13 protein-coding genes are annotated in these 18,734 nt (G+C 66.4%); 10 read left to right on the plus strand and 3 right to left on the minus strand.

Features of this window, described 5'->3' with window-relative positions; translation table 11 throughout:
- From ACLV8F_RS20710 to ACLV8F_RS20735, 6 genes are all read left to right on the plus strand, one after another.
- A partial coding sequence (locus tag ACLV8F_RS20710) for an FCD domain-containing protein (protein ID WP_411886090.1) occupies nt 1-267 on the plus strand: 267 nt, incomplete at its 5' end.
- A 62-nt stretch (nt 268-329) separates the two neighbouring features.
- Nucleotides 330-1,706, plus strand: a complete 1,377-nt coding sequence (gene gudD / locus ACLV8F_RS20715; RefSeq protein ID WP_411886091.1) for a glucarate dehydratase — start codon at nt 330-332, stop codon at nt 1,704-1,706.
- Nucleotides 1,707-1,888: 182 nt separating this feature from the next.
- Nucleotides 1,889-2,878, plus strand: coding sequence for a sialic acid TRAP transporter substrate-binding protein SiaP (locus tag ACLV8F_RS20720; RefSeq protein WP_411886092.1), 990 nt, complete (start codon nt 1,889-1,891; stop codon nt 2,876-2,878).
- Between the two features lie 72 nt (nt 2,879-2,950).
- Nucleotides 2,951-3,943, plus strand: coding sequence for a Bug family tripartite tricarboxylate transporter substrate binding protein (locus ACLV8F_RS20725; protein WP_411886093.1), 993 nt, complete (start codon nt 2,951-2,953; stop codon nt 3,941-3,943).
- Nucleotides 3,944-4,021: 78 nt separating this feature from the next.
- Entirely contained in the window at nt 4,022-5,083 is a 1,062-nt protein-coding gene (locus ACLV8F_RS20730) for a Gfo/Idh/MocA family protein (RefSeq protein WP_411886094.1), read from the plus strand.
- A 161-nt stretch (nt 5,084-5,244) separates the two neighbouring features.
- A complete protein-coding gene (locus ACLV8F_RS20735) occupies nt 5,245-5,559 on the plus strand; it encodes a winged helix-turn-helix transcriptional regulator (RefSeq protein ID WP_411878288.1) in 315 nt (104 codons plus the stop codon).
- A gap of 69 nt (nt 5,560-5,628) precedes the next feature.
- Here ACLV8F_RS20735 and ACLV8F_RS20740 read toward each other — a convergent pair whose 3' ends face one another.
- Nucleotides 5,629-6,642, minus strand: a complete 1,014-nt coding sequence (locus ACLV8F_RS20740; protein ID WP_411886095.1) for a Bug family tripartite tricarboxylate transporter substrate binding protein — start codon at nt 6,640-6,642, stop codon at nt 5,629-5,631.
- A 153-nt stretch (nt 6,643-6,795) separates the two neighbouring features.
- Here ACLV8F_RS20740 and ACLV8F_RS20745 point away from each other — a divergent pair, with 153 nt between their 5' ends.
- The 4 genes from ACLV8F_RS20745 to dnaJ all read left to right on the plus strand — a co-directional run bounded on the left by ACLV8F_RS20745 (nt 6,796) and on the right by dnaJ (nt 11,865).
- Nucleotides 6,796-7,497, plus strand: coding sequence for a GntR family transcriptional regulator (locus tag ACLV8F_RS20745; protein ID WP_411886096.1), 702 nt, complete (start codon nt 6,796-6,798; stop codon nt 7,495-7,497).
- A gap of 329 nt (nt 7,498-7,826) precedes the next feature.
- The gene (gene grpE, locus ACLV8F_RS20750; RefSeq protein ID WP_411886097.1) at nt 7,827-8,387 is read left to right on the plus strand and encodes a nucleotide exchange factor GrpE; all 561 of its coding nucleotides are present in this window, start codon (nt 7,827-7,829) and stop codon (nt 8,385-8,387) included.
- Nucleotides 8,388-8,552: 165 nt separating this feature from the next.
- Nucleotides 8,553-10,499: a molecular chaperone DnaK gene (dnaK, locus tag ACLV8F_RS20755; RefSeq protein WP_411886098.1), complete on the plus strand. Its 1,947-nt coding sequence runs from the start codon at nt 8,553-8,555 to the stop codon at nt 10,497-10,499.
- A gap of 217 nt (nt 10,500-10,716) precedes the next feature.
- Nucleotides 10,717-11,865 carry a molecular chaperone DnaJ gene (gene dnaJ / locus ACLV8F_RS20760; RefSeq protein WP_411886099.1) on the plus strand — a complete coding sequence of 383 codons (1,149 nt, stop codon included), beginning with the start codon at nt 10,717-10,719 and terminating at the stop codon, nt 11,863-11,865.
- 123 nt (nt 11,866-11,988) lie between these two features.
- Here dnaJ and ACLV8F_RS20765 read toward each other — a convergent pair whose 3' ends face one another.
- Together ACLV8F_RS20765 and ACLV8F_RS20770 are read right to left on the minus strand one after the other, a co-directional pair.
- A complete protein-coding gene (locus tag ACLV8F_RS20765; RefSeq protein ID WP_411886100.1) occupies nt 11,989-17,505 on the minus strand; it encodes an AAA domain-containing protein in 5,517 nt (1,838 codons plus the stop codon).
- Complete coding sequence (locus ACLV8F_RS20770; RefSeq protein WP_411886101.1) at nt 17,495-18,721, minus strand: M48 family metalloprotease; 1,227 nt, start codon at nt 18,719-18,721, stop codon at nt 17,495-17,497. Before ACLV8F_RS20770 ends, ACLV8F_RS20765 begins: the two co-directional genes overlap by 11 nt.
- Nucleotides 18,722-18,734: the final 13 nt, after the last annotated feature.

Below are 18,734 nucleotides of genomic sequence, written 5' to 3' on the forward strand. Positions count from 1 at the left end.
ATCATCCCGCGCACGCGCGTGAACACGGCGCACAGCGCGCCCGAGGGCCGCTTCAATTACCTGCAGCGCGTCAACAGCGAGCACGAGAGCATCTACAACGCCATCCGCAGCCAGGACGCCGAGGCCGCGCGCGCCGCGATGCGCACCCATTTGTCCAACAGCCGCGAGCGCCTGCGCCGGGGCAACAACGCGCACACCATGCAGCCGCCGGGGGAAGCCGTGGAGCCCCAGGCAGCCCGGGCCTTAGGGGCAAATCTGGTTGCATAAAGAATCGGCGAGTTGTACGATAACTGATAAATCCCTTATCAACCATCTACAACACGCCCGGTATGCCCGCTTCTTCAGCTTCCCAAGCCTTCCCCGTTTCCCCGCCTGCCGCCTCGCAAACGCCGCGCATCACCCGCGTCCAGGTGATTCCCGTCGCCGGCCAGGACAGCATGCTGCTGAACCTGAGCGGCGCGCACGGCCCCTTCTTCACCCGCAACATCCTGATCCTGACCGACAGCTCCGGCCGCACCGGCGTGGGCGAGGTGCCGGGCGGCGAGAAGATCCGCAACACCCTGCAGGATGCGGCGCCGCTGATCGAAGGCCAGTCGATAGGCGCGTGGAACCAGATCCTCAACACCTTGCGCACCGCCTTTGCCGACCGCGACAGCGGCGGCCGCGGCAACCAGACCTTTGACCTGCGCGTGGCCATCCACGCCGTGACCGCCGTTGAAAGCGCCCTGCTCGACCTGCTGGGCCAGTTCCTCGGCGTGCCCGTCGCAGCCTTGCTGGGCGACGGCCAGCAGCGCGACTCGGTGGCCATGCTGGGCTACCTCTTCTATGTGGCCGACCGCAAGAAGACCAGCCTGGCCTACGATTCGGCGCCCGACGAGAAAGACGACTGGCTGCGCCTGCGCCACGAGCCGGCCATGGACGCCGACGGCATCGTCGCGCTGGCCGAGGCGGCCTACAAGCGCTACGGCTTCAAGGACTTCAAGCTCAAGGGCGGCGTGCTGCGCGGCGAGGAAGAGATGGAAGCCATCGTCGCGCTGTCCGAGCGTTTCCCGGATGCGCGCATCACGCTGGACCCGAACGGCGGCTGGCTGCTGAAGGACGCCATCCGCATCTGCAAGGACCGGCATAAAGAGCTGGCCTACGCCGAAGACCCCTGCGGCGCCGAAGGCGTGTTCTCGGGCCGCGAGGTGATGGCCGAATTCCGCCGCGCCACGGGCCTGCCCACGGCCACCAACATGATCGCCACCGACTGGCGCGAGCTGTCGCACACCATCCACCTGCAGTCGGTCGACATCCCGCTGGCCGACCCGCATTTCTGGACCATGCAGGGCTCGGTGCGCGTGGCGCAGATCTGCCAGACCTGGGGCCTGACCTGGGGCTCGCATTCGAACAACCACTTCGACATCTCGCTGGCCATGTTCACGCATGTTGCGGCTGCCGCGCCGGGCAAGGTCACCGCGATCGACACGCACTGGATCTGGCAGGACGGCCAGCGCCTGACCAAGGCGCCGCTGCAAATCGTGGACGGCCAGGTCGCCGTGCCCAAGCAGCCCGGCCTGGGCGTGGAGCTGGACATGGTTGAAGTGGAAAAAGCCCACCAGCTTTACCTCAAGCACGGCCTGGGCGCGCGCGACGACGCCGTGGCCATGCAGTACCTGATTCCAGGCTGGAGCTTCAACAACAAGATGCCCTGCATGGTGCGGTAAACACAGCGGCACGGCAGGCTTGCGGGAAGTTAGAGGCTCCCGCAGGCCCTTCTGTCTTTTGTGATTTCTGTCATTGGGCGTGTGTGCAGCCCAGTCGGGCGCCGGGGGCGGTATACCCCGGCGCCCTTTTTGCCAGTGATACCGGGATAGCCACCTATTACTAGAACATCAGGAGACAAGACATGAAACGCAGAACCCTTTGCAGCATTGCGGGCGCGACGCTATTGGCCCTCGCCGCCACCCTGGGCGCAGGCACTGCGGCCGCGCAAACCAAACTCAAATGGGCGCACGTCTACGAGACGTCCGAGTCCTTCCACAAGCAGGCCGTCTGGGCCGCCGACGAAATCAAGAAGAAGACCAACGGCCGCTATGTGGTCGAAGTCTTCCCGGCCTCATCGCTGGGCAAGGAAACCGAAATCAACCAGGGCCTGACCCTGGGCACCGTGGACATCATCTACACAGGCGCCGCCTTTGCCGGCCGTGCCTACCCGCCGCTGTCGATTGCCGCCGCGCCCTTTGTGTTCCGCGACTACAACCACTTCCAGGCCTTCCGCAACGGCCCGATCTTCCAGGAACTGGCACAGGGCTACGCGAGCAAGACCGGCGGCCAGCACATCGCAGGCTACACCTATTACGGCCTGCGCCACATGACCTCCAACAAGGCCATCTTCAAGCCCGAGGACATGAAGGGGCTCAAACTGCGCGTGCCCGATGCGCCGCTGTTCGTGATGTTCCCCAAGGCCGTCGGCGCCAACCCCACGCCCATCGCCTTCGCCGAGGTCTACCTCGCGCTGCAGAACGGCACGGTCGATGCGCAGGAAAACCCGCTGCCCACCATCGAGGCCAAGAAGTTCTATGAAGTGCAGAAGTACATCACGCTGACGGGCCACATCACCGAGTCGCTGATCACCGCCGTGTCGGGCTCGGTCTGGTCCAAGCTCAGCGACGCCGACAAGAAGATCTTCGACCAGGTGCTCTGGGAAGCCTCCAGCCGCTCCAGCCAGGACATCGTCGACGCGGAAAACCGCCTGGTCGCCGAGTTCGAGAAAAAGGGCAAGACCGTCAACAAGGTCGACCGCGCGCCGTTCGCCGCGGCCGTGCTGCCTTCGCTCGTTGCTGCCGATGCGCCCTGGCCCAAGAGCCTGTACGAGCGCATCCAGGCCATCAAGTAAGTTGAAAAGGGCGTGAAGCGGCAGCGCAGGCCGCTTCACGCCCGCTTCCATTCCCCCGCACAGGAGACATCCATGAAACGCCGTTCCCTCATCCAGTCCGCCATTGCCGGCGCCGCCATGCCTTTGCTGGCGCTCCAGGCACTCCCCGCCTGGGCGCAAGCCGCCTGGCCTTCCGCCAAGCCCGTCATCATCGTTGTGCCTTTTCCCCCGGGTGGCTCCACCGACATGGTGGCGCGCGCGCTGGCACTGCAGCTGCAAACCAAACTGGGCGGCAGCTTCGTCGTCGAGAACCGGCCCGGCGCCACCGGCACCATAGGCAGCGGCCAGGTCAAGCGCGCGCCCGCCGACGGCTACACGCTGCTGGTATCCTCGCTGGGCGCTTTTGTCGTCACGCCGCATCTGCTCAAAGGCGTGCCCTACGACGCCACCAAGGACTTCGACTACATCAGCGTGCCGGTGCAGGCACCCAACGTGCTGGTCGCCAACATCGCGCGGCCCGAGCGCACGCTGGACGACGTGCTGGCGCTGCTGCGCAAAACGCCGGGCAAGGTGTCGTTTGCGAGCTCGGGCAACGGCTCGTCGGATCATCTCTCGGCCGAGCTTTTCTGGCAGCAATCCAAAACCGAAGGTGTGCACGTGCCCTACAAAGGCGGTGCCCCGGCGATCAACGACCTGCTGGGCAACCAGGTGGATTTCTCTTTCCAGAACGTGAACGCCGTGCTGCCGCACATCCGCGCGGGCAAGCTGCGCGCCATCGCCGTCACCGGCGACAAGCGCTCGCCCGTGCTGCCCGAGGTGCCCACGCTGGCCGAAGCCGGCGTCAAGGGCGCCGAGGTCTACTCATGGCAAGGCGTGGCCGCGCCCAAAGGGCTGCCGGCCGCCACGAAAAAAGCGCTCAGCGACGCGGTGATTGCCGCGATGCAGGATACCGACATGAAAAAGCGCATGCTGGACCAGGGGCTGGAAATCGTCGCCAGCACGCCCGAGGAATTCACCACCTTCCAGTTACGCGAGTGGGCGCGCTGGAAGACACTGATAGATACGCGCCGCATCACGGCGGATTGACGCGCCGGGCCTGAAGAGGCCCGGCTTTGAACCCGCAACGCTTGCGGCAGGCAACCCACCCACGAGAACGAACAAGGCATGCACTCCATTCACTCCCCACGGCTGCGCATCGCCGTCATAGGCGCGGGCCTCGGGTCCGCGCCGCACTTCCACAGCCTGCAGGACCTGGCCGCCGAGGCCGAGCTCGTTTATGTTTACGGCCGCAGCGCCGAACGGCTGGCGGGCGTCAAGCTGCCGGCCGGTGCGAAGAAAACCACACGGATCGAGGACATCCTCGAAGACGCCAGCATCCAGGCCGTGCTGGTGCTCACGCCGCCCAACACGCATCTCGAACTCGTGCAGCGCGTGGCACGCGCGGGCAAACATGTGCTGGTAGAAAAGCCGCTGGAGATAGACCTGAACCGCGCCAACGCGCTGGTCGAGGCCTGCGAGGAAGCCGGCGTCACGCTGGCCGTCATGCTGCAGCACCGCCTGCGCGAAGCGGCCGTGGCCTTGCGCGCGCTGATCGCCGGCGGCGAGCTCGGCGACCTGGTGAGCGCCAGCGCCGCGGTGCGCTGGTGGCGGCCGCAAACTTATTACGACGAGCCCGGGCGCGGCACGCTGGCGCGCGACGGCGGCGGCGTGCTGATCACGCAGGCCATCCACACGCTGGACCTGCTGCTGAGCTTCACCGGCATGCCGGCGCGCGTGACGGGCATCGCCGGCACCAGCGCCGTGCACCGCATGGAAGGTGAAGACACCGCTGCCGCCCTGCTGCACTACGACAACGGCGCGGTGGCCGTGGTGCAGGCCACGACGGCGGCCTACCCGGGCTTTCCCGAGCGCATCGAACTCAACTTCACGCGCGGCACCGCCACGCTCGAAGGCGGTGAAATGCGCGCGGCTTTCCAGGACGGCCGGACCGTGAGCGCGGGTGCCCAACAAGGCTCGGGCGGCGGCGCCGACCCCATGGCCTTCGACCACGCCGCGCACCGCACCGTGCTGCAGGATTTCATCCACGCGGTGCACAACGGCACGGCGCCCGCCGTCACCGGGCGCTCCGCGCTGGGCGTGCAGCAGGTCATAGAAGCCGTCATGGCATCGTCACAGGCCGGCAGCACGGTGCCGTTGCATCCAGCGGCGTTGATTCCCGTGATGTAAGAAGCTGTTCACGGCCAACAACGCCCAAGTCCAGACATGGCGGGCATGTGCAGCTATAAAACTCGTAGCAACCGGGAATTTGCGTTATATTGGGTGCCCAACGCTAGAGCTTTTTGCTTAACCGCCACCTGTGACCGAATCGTGACCGAGGAGATGTGCTGATGAGTGCCAAAGAAAATGCGGCGGTAGGCCAATTGCTGGAGCTGCTTGAAGCACGCTACGCATTGCGCGTGCTGTGGGCCCTCAAAGACGGCCACCCGCAAACCTTTCGGCTCCTGCAAGACAGCATCGGCAACATCACACCCAACACCCTGAACACCCGCATCAAGGAATTGCGCGCAGCCGGCCTGCTCGGCCACGGCAGCGACGGCTACATCGTCACCACCCTGGGCGCCGACCTGCTCAAGCGCCTGAACGACCTGCAGGCCTTCGCCGGCAAATGGGTACTGAGCCAGACCAAGAAAAGCAAGCCCTGACATGCGCCGGCGGGCTTGCAAAAAAAAAAGCGACCTGAGCGGTCGCTTTTTTTGTGGCCGTCCGCGCCCTCAATCCACAGACGCACCCGAACGCTTCACCGCGTCGCCCCACAGCGTCATGCTGGCGGCGATGTGTTTGGCAAGTTCTTCCGGCGTGCTCGGCGCGACGTCGGCGCCGCGCGACTGCAACTGCGCGCGCAACTCGGGGTCGGCCAGCGCCTTGTGGATCGCCTCGTTCAGTCGGTTGACGATGGGCCGCGGCGTTCCGGCAGGCACAAAAATCGCGTCCCACGCGCTGACGTCAAAACCGGCCAGGCCCGACTCCGCGACCGTGGGCACGTCGGGCCAGCCCGCGACCCGCGCGGCGGTGGTCACCGCGAGCGGCTTGACGCGGCCGCTTTTGGCCTGCGGCGCGGCGTTGGGCATCACCTCGATCATCATGTCGACCTGCCCGCCCATCAGGTCCGTCATCGCCTGAGCGCCGCCGCGATAAGGAATGTGCACCACCGCCAGGCCCGCGCGCGACTTGTAGATTTCACCGGCCAGGTGCGAAGTCGTTCCGTTGCCGGCCGAGCCGAAGGTGTACTTGCCCGGGTTGGCCTTGAGCAGCCTGGTGAGCTCGGCCATGGAGTTGACCGGCAGCGTGGGCCGCACCACCACCATGGCGGCAATGCGCGTGAGCTGGCTGACCGGCTCGAAGTCGCGCTGGGCGTTAAAGCCCGTCGACTTGTAGATCGCCTGGTTGATGGAGTGCGTGCCGTTGGTGCCGTACAGCAGCGTGTAGCCGTCGGCCGGTGCCTTGGCCGCGGTGGCGCTGCCCACGTTGCCGCCGGCGCCACCCAGGTTTTCCACCACGATGGGCTGGCCCAACTCCTTGGCCGCGCGCAGCATGACCAGGCGCGCCAGCGTGTCGCCGCCACCGCCGGCCGGGAAGGGCACGATCAGCTTGATGGGTTTGTTGGGGTACGCGGCCGGCTGGGCTTGTGCGGCAGGCACGATCAGTACCATGGCGGCTGCAGCGGCCAGCAGCGCGCGGCGGGCTGCGGCAGCCGGCGGCAGGCGGTGGGAAAAAGGCGAAATCATCGTGTCTCCTGGGGAAGGTGTGTGTGCCTGGTGGCACTTAAAATACTTAGTCATCTTATTTTATTGCACGCAATAGCGATGGCAATCACCTAGTTAACCCTTAGTTTTACAAATATTGCATGCAATAATCCAGCAACTTTACATCCAGAGCCCATGTCCTCCCAGATCGACTACACCATCAACGAGCTGAGGCGCAGAATCCTCAGCGGCCAGGCGGCGCCCGGCGAACGCATGGTGGAACTGGAGCTTTCGGCCCAGCTGGCCGTGTCGCGCACGCCCATCCGCATCGCGCTCGGCGAACTCGAAAAAGAGGGCTTGCTGGAGCGCCTGCCGACGCGCGGGTTCCGCGTGCGCCAGTTCAGCGTCGACGAGATCACCAACGCGGTCGACGTGCGCGGCGTGCTCGAAGGCATGGCGGCCCGGCGGGCGGCCGAACGCGGCATCTCGCCCGAAACCCGGGCCGGGCTGCAGGCCTGCATTGACGAAGGCCGGTTATTGCTGGAGAAGGCCCAAGCCGCCGGCCACGTGATCGACGCGGCCCGCTGGGTGCCCATGAACGCGCGCTTTCATGGCGCGCTGGTCGAGGCCGCCGGCAACAGCACGCTGACTTCGGCGCTCGCGCACGTGAGCAAAACCCCCATGGCCGGCGCCGGCGCGCTGAGCCTGAACGGCTCGCTGCCGCTGCTGGAATACGGCTACATCCAGCGCGCGCAGAGCGACCACGAAGACGTGCTGGCGGCGCTGCTGGCCGGCGAAGGCGCGCGCGCCGAGGCATTGATGCGCGAGCACGCCCACCGCAGCCGCGACAACAAGCGCGAGCTGATGGCGCGCATGCAAAAGCTCGCGTCGGCCTGAATGCCCGTGACGCAAGGCGCGGAGCAAGGGCGGTCCGGCGTTCCTCATACATATATATAGAGAAAAGACGTTCCGGCGGAGGACCTTGAAGCCCAGCCGCTACGGATTTCGTAGCAAACAGCACCGGCAGGCCAGCCGCAGCCCCTACAATCCCGGCCAGGAGCCCCCTTCACGGCCGGACCCGCCGGCCCGGCCAGGACACCAAGCCCCACCGGCCGCCCTGCCACCAAGCCCCTGAAATTTCGCAGCCAAAACCGAAGCCCTTGTCTTGAAAAGGGCTTTGCCATCCCCAGTTGGGAACCTTACCAACACCAACCCTGTTGCACCGCATGTCTGAAAATACACAACCCGAACAAAATCAACCACTTAGCGGCGAGCCCAGCCCCGAGGAACTGGAAGCGGCGCAAGCCGCCAACGAGTTTGACGCGCTGACGGTCGCGCAGGCCGAGGTCGCCACGCTGCAGGCCAAGAACACCGAGCTGGCCGACAGCTACCTGCGCGCCAAGGCCGAGACCGAAAACGCCCGCCGCCGCGCCGACGACGACGTCGCCAAGGCCCGCAAGTTCGCAGTGGAAAGCTTCGCCGAAAGCCTGCTGCCGGTGGCTGACAGCCTGGAAGCCGGCCTGGCCGTCAAGGAAGCCACCGCCGACCAGATCCGCGAAGGCGCAGAAGCCACGCTCAAGCAGCTCAAGAGCGCGCTCGAGCGCAACAAGGTGGTAGCCATCGACCCGGCCGCCGGCACCAAATTCGACCCGGCCCAGCACCAGGCCGTCAGCATGGTGCCCGCCGACCAGGACGCCAACACTGTGGTCAGCGTGCTGCAAAAAGGCTACCTGATCGCCGAGCGCGTCTTGCGCCCCGCCCTGGTCACGGTGGCAGCCCCCAAATAAACCCGCAGCAAGCCACAAAACAAGAATGCAAAAACATGTTGGGGCCCTTGAAGCCCATCAACTTACCCACAAGTTATCAACATAGTCATTCACAGCGGCCAGGGAGAAACCCCGGCCACCCCACTTTCAATCTTTAACGAATCAAAAAAGCAGGAGTAATTCATCATGGGAAGAATCATCGGCATCGACCTGGGCACCACCAACAGCTGCGTATCCATCATGGAAGGCAACACGCCCCGCGTCATTGAGAACTCGGAAGGCGCGCGCACCACGCCGTCCATAGTCGCTTACCAGGAAGACGGTGAAGTGCTGGTCGGCGCGGCCGCCAAACGCCAGGCCGTGACCAATCCCAAGAACACGCTCTACGCCGTCAAGCGCCTGATCGGTCGCAAGTTCACCGAAAAAGAAGTCCAGAAGGACATCGCCCTGATGCCTTACGCCATCGTGGCCGCCGACAACGGCGACGCCTGGGTGGAAGTGCGCGGCAAGAAGATTTCGGCCCAGCAGGTCAGCGCCGACATCCTGCGCAAGATGAAAAAGACCGCCGAAGACTACCTCGGCGAGCCCGTCACCGAAGCCGTGATCACCGTGCCCGCGTACTTCAACGACGCGCAGCGCCAGGCCACCAAGGACGCCGGCCGCATCGCAGGCCTGGACGTCAAGCGCATCATCAACGAACCCACTGCGGCAGCCCTGGCCTTCGGCCTGGACAAGCAGGAAAAGGGCGACCGCAAGATCGCCGTGTATGACCTGGGCGGCGGCACCTTCGACATCTCCATCATCGAGATCGCCGACGTCGACGGCGAAAAACAGTTCGAAGTGCTGTCCACCAACGGCGACACCTTCCTGGGCGGCGAAGACTTCGACCAGCGCGTCATCGACTACATCGTGGCCGAGTTCAAGAAAGACAGCGGCATCGACCTGTCCAAGGACGTGGTCGCGCTGCAGCGCCTGAAAGACTCCGCCGAGAAGGCCAAGATCGAGCTGTCCAACAGCCCGGCCACCGAAGTCAACATTCCCTACATCGCGCACGACCCCGCGACCGGCCCCAAGCACTTGCTGGTCAAGCTGAGCCGCGCCAAGCTCGAGAGCCTGGTCGACGAACTGATCGAGCGCACGATTGCACCTTGCCGCGTCGCCATGAAGGACGCCGGCATCAGCGTGGGCGACATCCATGACGTGATCCTGGTCGGCGGCCAGACCCGCATGCCCAAGGTGCAGGAGAAGGTCAAGGAATTCTTCGGCAAGGAAGCACGCAAGGACGTGAACCCTGACGAAGCCGTGGCCGTGGGCGCCGCGATTCAAGGCCAGGTTTTGTCCGGCGACCGCACCGACGTGCTGCTGCTCGACGTGACCCCGCTGTCCCTCGGTATTGAAACCATGGGCGGCGTGATGACCAAGATGATCAAGAAGAACACGACCATCCCGACCAAGTTCGCGCAGACCTTCTCGACCGCCGAAGACAACCAGCCGGCCGTGACCATCAAGGTGTTCCAGGGCGAACGCGAAATCGCCTCGGGCAACAAGGCGCTGGGCGAGTTCAACCTCGAGGGCATTCCGCCCGCATCGCGCGGCACGCCGCAGATCGAAGTGTCCTTCGACATCGACGCCAACGGCATCCTGCACGTGGGCGCCAAGGACAAGGGCACCGGCAAGGAAAACAAGATCACCATCAAGGCCAACTCCGGTTTGTCCGAGGCTGAAATCCAGCAGATGGTGAAAGACGCCGAGCTGAACGCCGAAGAAGACAAGAAAAAGGTCGAGTTCGTGACCGCCAAGAACAACGCCGAAGCCATGGTGCACAGCGTGAAAAAATCGCTGGGCGAATACGGCGACAAGCTCGAAGCCGGCGAGAAGGAAAAGATCGAGACCGCCATCAAGGACATGGAAGAGGCGCTCAAGGGCGACGACAAGGCCGCCATCGACGCCAAGAACACGGCCCTGATGGAAGCCAGCCAGAAGCTCGGCGAAAAAATGTACGCCGACATGCAGGCATCGCAGGCTGCAGCCGGCGGTGACGCGCAAGGCGCGGCGGGCGCCGAACAGGCGCAAGCCAAGCCGGCCGACGACAATGTCGTGGACGCCGAGGTCAAGGAAGTCAAAAAGGGCTAAGCGCCCGTTGGCAACAAGCCCTGCATTGGCGCGATAACTGCATGCAAACGCAGACGGCACCGGCAGGTGCACAAGGCGGAAACCGGGAGCCATCCCGGCTTTCCGCTTTTGCGCATCTGCAGTTACCGCCTATCCCGCCGATACCGCTTGTTCCAGTGCCCGCCTGCTGACCCGACCCCAGCGCCGAACCGATCAACGACGAAGACCCTGAGCTGCCATGGCAACCAAAAAAGACTACTACGACACACTGGGCGTGCCCAAGAACGCCAGTGATGAAGACATCAAGAAGGCGTACCGCAAGCTCGCGATGAAGCACCACCCCGACCGCAACCAGGGGGATGCCTCCAAGGTTGCCGAGGAAAAATTCAAGGAGGGCAAAGAGGCCTACGAGATGCTTTCCGACGCCAACAAACGCGCGGCCTACGACCAGTACGGCCATGCGGGCGTGGACCCCAACATGCGCGGCGGCGGCCCCGGGGCCGAGGGCTTCGGCGGCTTTGCCGAGGCGTTTGGCGACATCTTCGGCGACGTGTTCGGCGGCCAGCGCGGCGGCGGCCAGCAGCGTGGCGGCCGCCAGGTCTACCGCGGCGGCGACCTCAGCTACGCCATGGAAATCACGCTCGAAGAAGCGGCCAACGGCAAGGAAGCGCAGATACGCATCCCGAGCTGGGACGACTGCAACACCTGCCACGGCACCGGCGCCAAGCCCGGCACCAAGGTGGTCACCTGCACCACCTGCCACGGCCACGGCGTGGTGCAGATGCGCCAGGGCTTTTTCAGCGTGCAGCAAACCTGCCCGCAGTGCAAAGGCACGGGCAAGCTGATTCCCGAACCCTGCGTGACCTGCCACGGCGTGGGCAAGACCAAGAACAACAAGACGCTGGAAGTCAAGATCCCCGCGGGCATCGACGACGGCATGCGCATACGCTCCACCGGCAACGGCGAGCCCGGCACCAACGGCGGCCCGCCCGGTGACCTCTACATCGAGATCCGCCTGAAGAAGCACGACATCTTCGAGCGCGACGGCGACGACCTGCACTGCGCCGTGCCCATCAGCTTCACCACGGCTGCGCTGGGCGGCGAGATCGAAGTGCCGACGCTTGCGGGAAAAGCAGCCATCGACATCCCCGAAGGCACGCAGGCCGCCAAGCAGTTTCGGCTGCGCGGCAAGGGCATCAAGGGCGTGCGCTCCAGCTACCCCGGCGACCTGTACTGCCACATCACGGTGGAGACGCCGGTCAAGCTCACCGAGCACCAGCGCAAGCTGCTCAAGGAGCTCGACGAGTCGCTGAAAAAAGGCGGCGCCAAACATTCGCCGAGCGAAGAAGGCTGGGCCGACAAACTGAAGAGCTTCTTCAGCGCCTGAGCGTACGCGCCCCTGCGCCCTGCGATACGGGCTGCAGGGCCGGCGGTTCAGGCCTGAGGAGACACGGCGGCGATCGCCGCGCGCCCTGATACGCAAGCCCACAAGGCACCCGGCCGGGGTGCCTTACGCCGCACCCGCCGCGCCCGCTACTTCCGCATAGCCCTTGCGCAGTTTCTCCGCGACCAGTTTTTCCACTTCGCGCTGCGCGCGCGCCTCGCTGGCGAAACATTTGATCTGCGTCTGGCCCCGGGTATCGATGCGGCCGTAGCAGACCACCACTTCAATTTCCTTCCGGCCTATCGACCAGAACTTGCGCGAGCCGCCCTCCGTGTGCTCGAAGCGCCGCATCACCGGCCCGCCGGAGGGGACCGCAGCAAGCGGCGAGGCAGCCGGCGCCACGGCCGGGAAAGCCTGCGCCGCGCCCGCATCCGAGTCCGCCGGCGGCATCACGAATGGCTGCAGGTCCGGCTCCGAATGCGCGCTGGACGGCCCGTCGCGCAGCGCCCGCTGAATCTGCTCGATCACGGCTTCAGGTTGATGGAACCAGTCCTTCGAGAGGATCTGCACGGTGTGCCAGTTGAACGACCGGAGGATCCGCGGCCGCGAGACATAACGCTCATGCACGTCGCCGCTGCCGTACTGCGCCTCGGTGTCGACGAGCACGCCCAGGCGATAAAGCCCGCTCTCGCCGTCGCGCAGCGCGAGTTCGCAGCGAAACCGGGACTGCCCCACTTGGGCATCCACCACATGCCCGCGCTCGCGCAGCGCCCGCGCGAGCTGCTCGATGACATCCTCCGGTTTGTGCCGCCCGCCGAGCGCGCCGCGCGCCGCCGGGTTCATCGCCTCGAGTACGCCCTGCGCAAGCCGCGCCTGCCCGTGCGACAAATGCTCCGCATAGCGGAGAAACTGCTTGAGCGCCGCGGCGCCGTCGTTGTAGTCGTTGGTGATCGACTCGTGCCGGATCGAGGTGACGACCGCCATGTGATGCCGCGCGCGGCTGAAGATCACGTTCAGGCGCTTCTCGCCGCCGCGCTGGTTGATCGGGCCGAAGTTCATCAGCATCTTGCGCGCCGGCGCCGGGCCCGGCCCGTAGCAGATGCTCAGGATGATGATGTCGCGCTCGTCGCCCTGCACATTCTCGAGGTTCTTCACGAAGAGGCCGCAGAACTGGTCGTCCTCCTCGCGGACGTACTCGGCTTCCAGCCGCGCAGCGAACTCGGCGTCGGCCGCGGACAAGGCCTCCAGCGCGGCTTCGATCTCGCTTTGCTGCGCTTCCGAAAACGCGACGATGCCTATGCTCGGGTGCCCCTCGCGCGCGAGCAGCTCGCGCGTCATGCGCGCGATGTAGCCGGCCTCGTCGAGGTTGGAGCGCTCGGCGTACACGGCATCGGGCAGGTGGTGAAAGCTGACCGGCCGCGAAAGCAGCGCGGCCGCGCCGGCCTGCGCCGCGTCCGCCGACGAGGCGTCGCGCACGACCACCTCCGGCTGCTCCGCGGCGGCGTAGGCCCGGTCGGGGATCGTGTACAGGTTGCCGCCGTAAAACGCCGCATTTGAGAAACCGATCAACGACTCCGAGCGGCTGCGGTAGTGCCAGGCCAGCAGCGTCGCGGGCAGGTTGCGCGCGCCCTGGTTGAGCAGGCTGTCCGCGTCGAGCACGACCGAGAGCCGCTCGCCTTCGTCCCCGTCCACCGCCACGCTCTCGCCCTCCTCGTCCCGGCCCGATGAGAAAAAGCTTGTGGGCGGCAATTGCATCTCGTCGCCGACGATGATCACCTGCGGCGCGCGGTAGAGCGCCGGCACCGCTTCCTCGACCGGGATCTGGCTGGCCTCGTCGAAGATCACGACGTCAAAATCCTTGCCCGACATGGGCAGCGTGTCTGACACCGAAAGCGGGCTCATGAGCCAGATCGGCTTCATGTCGCGCACGACACGGCCGGTGTCGCCGCTGGCCAGCTCGCGAATGGACTTGTAGCGCATGGTCTTGCCGAACTCGTGCTCCAGCTCGCGCCGGCCCGCCGAATAAGACTTTTTGAACTGCTTGCCGCCTTCATCGAGCTGCGAGGTGGCGAGCATCGAGCGCCGCACGTTCTCGCGAAAGCGCTGGCGCACAAGCGCCCGGGCCACGTCGGCGTTGAGTTCCAGCAACTGTTTCTCCCCCAGGCCTATGCGTTCGGCGTGGCGCGCAAGCGCGGCGGCGTCAAAGCGCGGCAGCCAGCGCTCCTTGCGGTAAATCCGCTCCAGGCTTTCACGCGCGATGACGTACTCGAGGCCCTCGGGCGGCAACGCGACGAGGTGCAATGTGGCGGCGAACGCCGGGTCGGCATCGGTCAACTCGCGCAGCAGCGGCAGGACTTCCGGCAGGCTGTCGGCGCACTCGCGCAGGTCGCGCACCAGCTCACCGAGCCCGTCGAGCGAAAGGGCGTCGATGTCGCGCAGAAATGACGCCAGCACCGGGGCGAGCCGGTCTATTTGCGCGGCAAGGCCGGTAAGGCCGTCGGGCGAAATCCGCGCGCCCGCGGCCACCAGGGCCTGCGAGAAACCGCGCAGCGACGCGTGCGCCTGGACATCCGCGCGCAGCGCCTGCAGCTCATTGGCGTAGCTGTCAACCTCGGGCGTGCCGTAGCTCCCGGCGAAGCGCGCGCGCGCGGCGTTCAACTGCTCCACCGCCTCGTGCTCCTGAGAGAGTTCCGTCAACAGGCGCGCGAGTTTCGGCTTCATCGCATGCGCGCTGAAGCCGTAGTGCGCGTTCAGTACACCGCGCAGGCGCCACCACGACGGCGAGAACCAGCGCAGCGCGGAGTCTTCCTGCGCGCGCGCCTGGGCCAGCGCCTGCGCCGTGTCGGCCGGCGCAAGCTTGCGCCGCCAATGAATCGTGAGCGCCTGTGCCTGGGCAAGCTGCCGGGCAAGCCCGTCGATGGCGGCGCGCTCGTTGTCGAAGGCCCTGGACGCATCGCTTTGCGCATCCAGCAAACCGTGAAACGCGCTGTCGCCGAGCGCCGTCAGCCGGTGCGAAAAATCCGCCAGCCGCTTCAGCTCCGCCCACCCGAGGCTTGCCGCCTCGGGCCATAACGACGCCAGCGCATCGGCGGTCGCGTCCAGCATCGGCTCGGCCGCGTCGACGAGCCGCAGCACCGTGCCCAAAGGCTGTTCCGCGCGCACCAGCTCGTCGCTCAGGCGCGCGAACACGTGGTCCGCCAGCGCGGACACGCCAAAAACCTCCTGCAGCACCTGCCCGATGCGCAGTGCCAGCCCGCCGCGGGCCTGCCACGCCGCGTACGGCGGCAAGGCCTCGGCGGCCGCGGCCGGCAGTTCGGCCGCGTGCGGCGCCAGCGCCACCAGGCGCCGCAACAAAGCATGCGCCGAAAGGCTTGCCGGCTCGCCGCCCGAGCGCATCGCGGTGTCGAAACGTTCAAGCGCCGCCAGGTCCTCCTGCACCAGCTCCGCGACCCGCGCGCGCTGTCGCACCAGTTCCTCCGAGACATCGGCATTCGCCAGCCACTGCTCGTAAGTCTGCTTGAGGTCGAGCACAAAGCCCTTTTTGTCCGTCTGCGAGTCGTGGATCATGCAGCACAGCTCGTCGAGCCGCTGCTGCCGCAGCCGGTGGAACACCACGTCGATGGCGGCGCGCTTCTCGCAGACGAACAGCACGCGCTTGCCGCGCCCCACCTGGTCGGCGATGAGGTTGGTGATGGTCTGCGACTTGCCGGTGCCGGGCGGGCCCTGGATGATGTAGCTCTCGCCCGAGCGGGCCAGGGAGACGGCGGCCATCTGCGTCGCGTCGGCGGGCACCACCGTCCAGCGGTCGGCCAGCGCAATCGGCCCGGCGGGCTGCTCGTCCAGCGCGCGCGGCTTGAGGGAGAACACGCGCTTGAACGCCTCGTTGGCGATGTCGCCTTCGACCAGCGCGTTGTAGTCGCGCACCAGCGACATCTTCCGGTAGTTGAAGTTGCCCAGCGTCACCGAGGTGAGGTCGAGGTCCCATTCATAGGGGTTGCCGGTGCGCTCGCGCAGCGAGAAGGTCGTCCGTTCGTTCTCCCCGGCGGCGGCCGGCGCCACGTTCGGGTGGCGCGGCGCCGGCGCGACGCCGAGCGCATCGCGCAGCGGCAACGCGGCGGGACGCACGCGCTCGTGGAAGAGCTTGAGCCCGAGCGGGCGAAAGTCGTCCTCGGCATAGCTGTAGTCGGTGTCGAGCGCGGCCGGCGGCGCGGCGCGCACCGGCGTGTTGCGGCGCCGGCGGCGGAACTGCTCGAGCCGCTGGCGCGCGCGCTGGTGGATCAGCTCGATCTCCGGCTTGTCGACCAGGTTGAGCCGCACGCCCGGCTCGCTGGCCACGATACTGGCCTGCAGCGAACGGTGAAACGCCGTAAGGGCCTCGTCGGTCAGGTCCACGGTCTCGGGCAGCTCCATCCCATAGACCGTGCGCAGCTGGTGGCGCAGCACCGGGTTGACCTCCGCGCTCTGCGCCTGCGCCTGCAGCACGTATTGGTCGCGCACGCCCTTCTTGCGCGTCAGCTCGACCGGCAGCAGCAGCAGCGGCGACACGATGCGCTCGTCCTTCGCCTCCTTGAGGTTGTGCCAGCGAAAAAAGGCGAGCACAAGCGAAAGCTGCGAAAGGCCGAATTCGGCGCGGTCCCGGCGGTCTTCCTGCATGATGCGGTCGAGCGCGCTCGGCAGGTAGGGCTGGTCCTCAAAGCGCAGCCAGTTGGCCAGCAGCACCTTGTCGCCGCCGCCGACGGCCGCGGCGAACTTTCCGCTCCAGACGCAGAGCTGGTCGAGCCGGATGTTCTTCATGTCGACCACGAGCGGCACGCTCGCGACCGTGAGGTTCACCGAAGACTGCGTAGCCCGGAAATGCAGCAGGCGGTTGCGCCGCGAGAGGTCGAACAGCCGGTCGCGCAGGTGCGCCTGGATGGCGCGCTGCTGGCGCGCCTCGCCGGTCTGGCCCGCCAGCACCCGCTCGATCGCCAGGTCCTGCGGTTGCTCGCGGTAGGTTTCCAGGCGGGTGATCAGCGAGGCCAGGTCCTTGGCGCGCCGCCGGCGGTCGAGCTCGGTCATCTCGACGATGATGCTCGCGACCACGGGATGCAGCCGGGGCTGAAGCTCGAACAGGTTGTTCCGGTGGCGCGCGAACGAGCGCACGTCGTCCTCGCCGCTGAAGTCGAGGTCGCAGGAAAGGCTGGCGAGCATTTGCCCGAGGCAGAAAATGTCGGTGACGGCATCGTGGTGGCCGACCACCTGCTCCCAGCAGCGGTAGCCCGGCAGGTACACCGGCCGCGTCAGCCCTTCGGCCGCGGGCGCGCTGGCGACCGAAAGGTCCTCGGAGGTGTAATCGGCCGGATCCTGGGTTACGCGGCTTTCACCGACCACTTGCAGCACGGACGACACCGGCGCCTGCAGTTTCTCCACGGCATCGCGGCGCTCGCGCGCGGCATGGCCTTGCGGGTCGCGCAGGGCAAGCGCGCCGCTTTCATGCACCGCCACGCTGCGCGGGCCGTCCAGATCGGCGGTTTTTTCACCGGCATGAAGGCCGGCCACTTCCCGGAACAAGGGCAGCACGAGCGCGAGCACGTCTTCGGTCTGGAGCCCGCCGCGCGAGACGCCCGCCTCGAGCAGGCGGATAAATGGAACGTCATCCGACATGGTTTTTTTCGGTCTTGTCCAGCAGGGCACGCGCGCCCTGCCTGAGTTTGCTGAACTGCCGCTTCGGCATCTTGAGGTCTTTCAGCATGCGCGCCTGCAACTGGTCGCCGACGTTCCAGGCGTCGCCCAGTTCGAGCACCCGGGCGAACGCGACGTCCTCCATCGCGCGGTCGCTGGCGGCAATGTCGATCAGCAAGGCGCTGATGTAGTCCGCGCACTGCGGGGCCGCGGCCAGGTCCTGCGCGAGGGAGTCGTCCGCCTTGTCGCCGGCACCGAAGTCGGGGAAAAACCTGCGCGCATGGGCCAGGGTGGCGTCGCTGCGCATCCAGGCCGGCCGCAGCATCTCCGCGAGCGCCCGGCGCGTGAGAGATTCGAGCCGCACCTGAGCAACCCAATCAGCCTGGTCCAGGCTCAGCGGGCCGCGAAGCGCGGCGTCGAGCCAGGACTCGGCCTGCGCGTCGCCGCCGGCCCAAAGACCGAGCGCATGGGCGCGCAGGAAGGATTCAGGGTGGCTGGCCTGCGACGATGCGGCCGGCTCCCTGGCAACCACCTCGGCCGCCTGCGCGAGATAGCTCGCGCCGCTCACATTGCTCAGGCCGGTTGCCGACTTCACCAACGCGGCAACGGCCGCTTCGACCGAGCCGCTCGCAACCACCGAGCCGCGGTCGGCATAGGCCTCGGTGAAGAGCCGGAACAGGCGGCTGGTCTGCAGTTGCGCGGGCGTGGCGCCGGGGTGGGCGGCAGTGGCCTCGAGAACGCGGTCCGCCGCATGGTAGATGCCGCCGTCCTCGCTCCAGAGCTTGTAGTGCGCCAGCTCGTGGCCGAGCACCGCCGCTATCTCTGGGCCGGTGAGACGGTCGAGCAGCGGTCCGGAGAACACCACATGCGCCTCGCCGACCAGAAAGTAGAGGCTGGCATTGATCTGGCCGTCATTGCCCTGGTAGAGCGTGATCGGCACCTCGAGCCCGAGCCGGGCGGCCGCCGTGATGGCGGCCTGGTGCAGGTCGGGGTAGGTGGCCGCATCGAGGCGATAGGCCTGCTTGAGCAATTCTTCGCGGACCGCCTGGGCATGCTCGTCACGCGACCTCGCGGAAAGGGCCCAGGCCCAGACTTCCGGCTCGCGCTCCTTGAGGTAGCCGGCCACCGCCTCATGATAGGGAAGAGGCAGAAGTGCGCCAGCTCCCGGCGAGATGTTGATTGAATTCTCTTGCTGCATCCCTGACCTCCGT

The organism is Polaromonas sp. YR568 (assembly GCF_943369675.1).
Lineage (GTDB): Bacteria > Pseudomonadota > Gammaproteobacteria > Burkholderiales > Burkholderiaceae_C > Polaromonas.